The sequence below is a fragment of the Archangium sp. genome, assembly GCF_036388035.1.
In the GTDB taxonomy this organism is placed as follows: Bacteria; Myxococcota; Myxococcia; order Myxococcales; family Myxococcaceae; genus Archangium.
The window spans coordinates 1-5,405 of sequence record NZ_DASVSO010000446.1; the positions used below are offsets into that span (position 1 = coordinate 1).

Here is a 5,405-nt window from a genome sequence, read left to right on the forward strand (position 1 = left end):
CCACCCGGCGCACCACCACGCGGGCGCCGGAGGGAAGGGGAGAGGAGGAGACGGCGGCCCAGCGCTCGCCGTGGACGAACACCGCGCCCCCGGAGGGCGAGACGGCCTCGAGCACCTGGCCCACCTCGCCCACGAGGCCCACGTCTCCGGCGAGCTGGGGCATGCGGCGCGTCTGGGCGGCGCGGAAGGCGAGGAAGACGGCGGCCCCGGCGACGAAGAGGGCGGTGGGGAGCACCGTGCGCAGGGGCACGTGCAAGGGCTTGTCGACGAACCAGTCCGCATCGAAGCGGTCCACGAGGAACACGCCGCCGAGCACCAGCAGCACCGTGCCCGCGGCGCCGAGCAGGCCGCTGGTGACGAAGAGCTCGGCCACGAGCAGCGCCACGCCGAGCAGCAGGAGGACGAGGGCCCCGAGGCGCACGGGCAGCGCCGAGGAGGCGAGCAGGGCGAGCACCAGGCACACCACGCCGGCGATGCCGGGGGCGAACAGCCCGGGGTGGGCGAGCTCCACCGCGATGCAGAGGCCGGCGAGGAGGAAGAGGATGTAGACGACGGCCGGCTGGGCGAGGGCGTGGAGGACGCGCTGCGAGAGGGAGGGCGCCAGCTCGACGAGCTGGGCGTTGGCGGTGCGCAGCGTGACGGACGTGTCCGAGACGGTGACGGTGCGGCCGTGGGCCCATTCGAGGAAGGCCTCCTGGGTGGGCGCGACGTGCTCGATGACGTGCAGCTCGAGCGCCTTCTCGGCGGGGACGCTCGCGCTCTGGCGGACGGCGCTGATGGCCCACTCGACGTTGCGACCGCGCTGCCTGGCGATGGACTCGACGAAGGCGACGGCGTCGTTCTCGATCTTCCGGGCCATCTCCTTGCCGCCGGCCTCTTCCGGGTCCTGCCCGGTGAGCCCGACGACGGGGTGGGCCGCGCCGATGTTGGTGCCGGGGGCCATGCCGGCCAGATGGGAGGCGAGGGTGATGAAGACCCCGGCACTGCCGGCTCGGGCGCCGGAAGGACCCACCCACACCAGCACGGGGACGCGGGCACCGAGGAAGGCCCGGACGATATTGCGAGTGGACTCGAGCTCTCCGCCGGGAGTGTCGAGCCGGAGGAGGAGCGCGTGATGACCGGCCTCCTGCGCGCGCCGGACACAGTCCACGAGGTAGGCGCTGGAGCCGGCATCCACCATGCCGTCGAGGACGCAGCGGGAGACGATGGGAGGGGACGGAGAGTCCGCACGTCCGGCTGCCTGGCCGAGGAGCAGCATGCCCAGCGCGAGCGCCACGACGGCCAACCGTCCGAATCCCCCACGCATCGCGAACCCCACCGCTGTGAACCGGTCCCAACCAGTAGCCACCAGAACCCACCGTGTCGCCCGGCCTGGAGGGCATCCGTCCTGCCGTGCACGGCTTCGGGGGCCGAGGGTCTCCTGTGCTACACACACCGGCCGGCCCAAGCCCTCGGGGCCGAGTCTCGCGGACCGCTTCGTGCCCCCCACTCCACTGACTCCCGCTCCCCTGCTCGCCGAGGCCCGGCCCTGGCGTGATGAGACCCTCTCCCGGAATCTGCTCGCCGAGGTGCCGCCCGTGGAGGCACGGACTTCCGTGCGATGCGGGCACCTGCTGCTGCTGGGCGGGGGCTACAAGCCACCGGAGGTGCTGAGCCAGTTCGTGGAGCTGGCCGGAGGCGGCGAGAAGCCGGTGGTGGTGTTCCCCCTGGCGAGCGAGAAGAGCCGCCCCACGGGCGAGGAGCTCAAGGCGCAGCTCGTGGCGGCCGGGGCGAAGCATGTCCAGGTGGTGCACGTCGACGAGCGCCGGGACGCGCTGAAGCCCGAGGTGGTGGAGGCGGTGCGGCGCGCGGGCGGTGTCTTCTTCGGGGGCGGGGACCAGAACCGCATCTCGCAGCGGATGGTGGACACGCCGCTGCTGGAGGCCATCCGGGAGCTGATGGCGCGGGGCGGCGTGGTGGCGGGGACGAGCGCGGGAGCGGCCTGCCAGAGCGAGGTGATGTTCGTGGGCGAGGGCGATGAGACGGTGCTGCGCGCCTCGAACATCGTCACCACGCGAGGCATCGGGCTGCTGCCGGGGACGATCGTGGACTCGCACTTCATGGCGAGGAAGCGGCAGGGGCGGCTGGAGAGCCTGGTGCTGGAGCACCCGGAGCTGCTGGGCCTGGGCATCGACGAGGGGACGGCGGCGTGGGTGAAGCCGGACGGGACGCTCGAGGTGCTAGGGCAGGGGTGGGTGATTGTCTATGACGCGACGCGCGCGCGGGTGGTGCGCACGCGGGATAACCGGCTGGCGGTCTCGGGCCTGGTGCAACACGCGCTGGTCGACGGCCAGCGCTTCCACCTCCCGGAGCGGACCGTCCTGTCCTGAGCCGCGCGGGCGACTGCATCCGGTGGCGGACGGAGCGGAGCGGATGCGCGTTGCGGCGGGGGGAGGGGCTCCCTACGGTGGGGGCTCTTTGGACGGAGGAGTTCCCATGCGCCGTGCCCTGCTCATCGTGGTGGGAGTACTCGTTGGCTTCCTGGCCTGCCGGACGACCCAGCCGCCGGGGACGGAGAACCGGGAGCCCCTGGATGACCCGGGGCAGCGCGAGGAGATCCAGAACGTGCCGGCGGAGCCACCGGGGTCTGGGGGCCCGCTGACGGAGCCGGACTCGGGGACGCCGCCGAGCGAGTAACCGCCGCCCCTTCCTCCCACGTCACCTCCCCACAGTCCCCGTGACAGCCGAGAGGGGCTGGCGCACAGTGGCGCCCGTCGATGCGGGGACGTTCATCCCAACACCTTCACGAAACATGGGCCCGCGGTGCGGCACGGGCGCTCCTTCTGGGGACGCTGCTGCTGGCGCTGGGGGCGGGGTGCGCCCGCAGGGCGCCCGAGGGAGCGCGAGTGGAGACGACAGTCTACGTGGCACGGCGGATCCGCACGCTGGACGCGGGGAGGCCGGAGGCCGAGGCGCTGGCGGTGCGCCAGGGTCGGGTGCTGACGGTGGGGACGAAGGCCGAGGTGCTCGCGGCGGCGGGCGCGGGCGCGCGGGTGGTGGACTTCGGCGACGCGGTGGTGGTGCCCGGACTGGTGGACGCGCACGCGCACCTCGCGGGACTCGGGCGGAGCCTGACGGTGGCGAGGCTGGAGGGGGCGGGCTCGGTGGACGAGGTGGTGCGGCGCCTGGTGGAGGCCCCGTCCACGAGCTTCCAGGGGGACTGGCTGATCGGAAAGGGGTGGGACCAGAACGGGTGGCCGGGCAAGAGCTTCCCCGGGCGGGCCGAGCTGGACGCGCGCTTCCCGAGGACGCCGGTGTACCTGACGCGGGTGGACCACCACGCGGCGTGGGTGAACGGCGAGGCGCTGCGGCGCGCGGGAATCACCCGGGAGACGCCGGACCCGGCGGGAGGCCGCATCCTGAAGGACGCGAAGGGCGAGCCGACGGGCGTGCTGGTGGACAACGCGATGGACCTGGTGACGCGGGGGGTGTCACCGCCGACGGACGAGCAGTTGGCGGCGCGGCTCTCGGCGGCGCTGGAGCGCTGCGCGCGGGAGGGGCTGACGGGGGTGCACGACGCGGGGATGGACCTGCGCACGTTCCGGCTGCTGCAGGCGTGGGACATGGCGGGGCGGCTGCCGGTGCGGGTGTACGCGATGGCGGACGGGCAGGGGGAGGAGCGGCGCACGTACCTGGAGCTGGGGACGTACGGCGGGCGGATGCTGGAGATGAAGTCGGTGAAGTTCCTGCTGGACGGGGCGCTGGGCTCGCGAGGGGCGGCGCTGCACGAGTCCTACAGCGACGCGCCGGGGGAGACGGGGCTGCTGCTGATGGAGCCGGAGGAGCTGGAGGCGAGGGCACTGGCCTTCATGCAGCGAGGCTTCCAGGTGTGCATCCACGCGATTGGAGACCGGGCGAACACATTGGTGGTGGACACGCTGATTCGAGCGTCGGCGGCGACGGGGACGAAGGCGCTGCGGCACCGGGTGGAGCACGCCCAGATTTTGCGGCCCGAGGACATCCAGAAGCTGGGAGAGGCGGGGCTGGTGGCGAGCGTGCAGCCGACGCACGCGACGAGCGACATGGGGTGGGCGGAGGCGCGACTGGGGGCGGAGCGGCTGAAGGGCGCGTACGCGTGGAGGAGCCTGAAGGAGGCGGGGGCGGTGCTGGCGCTGGGGAGCGACTTCCCCATCGAGAACCCGGACGCGCTGGCGGGGCTGTACGCGGCGAGGACGCGTCAGGACGCGGCGGGGAAGCCCGAGGGGGGCTGGCTGCCTCGAGAGCGACTGACGGGGCAGGAGGCGCTGGAGGGCTTCACGGTGGGACCGGCGTGGGCGTCGTTCGCGGAGGAGCGGCGGGGGAGGCTGGCGGAGGGGCTGGACGCGGACTTCACGGTGCTGTCGGTGGACCCGGTGTCGGACGAGGCGAAGGCCCTGGTGGACGCGACGGTGGTGGCCACGGTGGTGGCGGGCCGGGAAGTCCACCGGGCCCCTTGAGCCGTCTCGTCGCCGCTCTCTAGCTGAACAACAGGGAGCGAGCGGTCTCGGCGATGGCCACGACCGCGGGATGGCGGAGCCGCCGCTCGACGGAGATGGCGTAGAAGCACGTCTCGATGTCCTCGGTGCGCCCGACGACGGAGACGGCGAACTGGCGGCAGACCTCGTCCTCGATGATGGAGGGAGCGGCGAAGACGCCGTGACCCCGGTGGCCGAAGGCCTTCAACAGGGCGCTGTCATCGAAGTCACCGACGATGAGCGGGTGGACGCGCTGGGCGTCGAACCAGATCTCCAACGAGCGGCGGACGGAAGAGGTCTCGGAGGGGAGGAGGACGGGGGCGCCATCGAGCGAGCGCGGGAAACCCCGGCCGAGGTGGGCCAGCTTGGGAGCGGCGAAGAAGGAGACGCCACACTTGCCGAGCAGGTGGTTGAAGGAGCGGATGCTGACGGGCTCGGAGGAGGGGGCGTCGGCGAGGACGACATCGAGTTCGTGGAGGGCGAGGGAGGCGAGGAGCTGGGGGAGGGGACCTTCGCGACAGGTGATGCGGATGTCGGGGGAGGTGTCGAAGGCGGGCTGGATGAGACGCTCGGCGACGAGCTTGGGGATGACGTCGGTGACGCCGATGGCGAGGCGGAGCTGCTGGCCGGAGGGGAGGCCGTTGACGACGTTCCTCAGCTCGTTTCCGAGGCGGAAGATGTCCTCGGCGTAGCGGAGGACGGTGCGGCCGACGTCGGTGAGGACGAGGCGGCGGCCCTGTCGCTCGAAGAGCTTGTGGCCGAGCGACTCCTCGAGGAGCTTGAGCTGGGCGCTGATGGTGGGCTGGGCGAGGCGGAGCTCCTGGCTGGCCTTGGCGATGGAGCCAGCGCGGGCGACGGTCCAGAAGTAGAGGAGGTGGTGGTAGTTGAGCCAGCTCACGCGAGGGGCCTCCG

Annotated in this window: 5 protein-coding genes; 3 read left to right on the plus strand and 2 right to left on the minus strand. The window is 72.6% G+C overall.

What is annotated here, in order from left to right; translation table 11 throughout:
- Positions 1-1,306: nodulation protein NfeD (locus VF697_RS18090; RefSeq protein WP_331096651.1), on the minus strand; the 1,306-nt coding region annotated here is incomplete at its 3' end.
- Between the two features lie 172 nt (positions 1,307-1,478).
- Between VF697_RS18090 and VF697_RS18095 the strand changes: the two genes are divergently transcribed.
- The 3 genes from VF697_RS18095 to VF697_RS18105 all read left to right on the plus strand — a co-directional run bounded on the left by VF697_RS18095 (position 1,479) and on the right by VF697_RS18105 (position 4,475).
- A complete protein-coding gene (locus VF697_RS18095) occupies positions 1,479-2,369 on the plus strand; it encodes a cyanophycinase (protein WP_331096652.1) in 891 nt (296 codons plus the stop codon).
- Between the two features lie 106 nt (positions 2,370-2,475).
- Positions 2,476-2,676 (plus strand): hypothetical protein, encoded by a 201-nt coding sequence (locus tag VF697_RS18100; RefSeq protein ID WP_331096655.1) that lies wholly within the window; start codon positions 2,476-2,478, stop codon positions 2,674-2,676.
- Positions 2,677-2,885: 209 nt separating this feature from the next.
- On the plus strand, positions 2,886-4,475 hold the full coding sequence (locus VF697_RS18105; protein ID WP_331096657.1) for an amidohydrolase: 1,590 nt from the start codon (positions 2,886-2,888) through the stop codon (positions 4,473-4,475).
- Positions 4,476-4,494: 19 nt separating this feature from the next.
- Here VF697_RS18105 and nhaR read toward each other — a convergent pair whose 3' ends face one another.
- Positions 4,495-5,391 carry a transcriptional activator NhaR gene (gene nhaR / locus VF697_RS18110; protein ID WP_331096659.1) on the minus strand — a complete coding sequence of 299 codons (897 nt, stop codon included), beginning with the start codon at positions 5,389-5,391 and terminating at the stop codon, positions 4,495-4,497.
- Positions 5,392-5,405: the final 14 nt, after the last annotated feature.

Bases quoted from the DNA above. Each gene is read 5' to 3' on its own strand.
- VF697_RS18100 (WP_331096655.1), top strand. From the start codon at position 2,476: ATGCGCCGTGCCCTGCTCATCGTGGTGGGAGTACTCGTTGGCTTCCTG.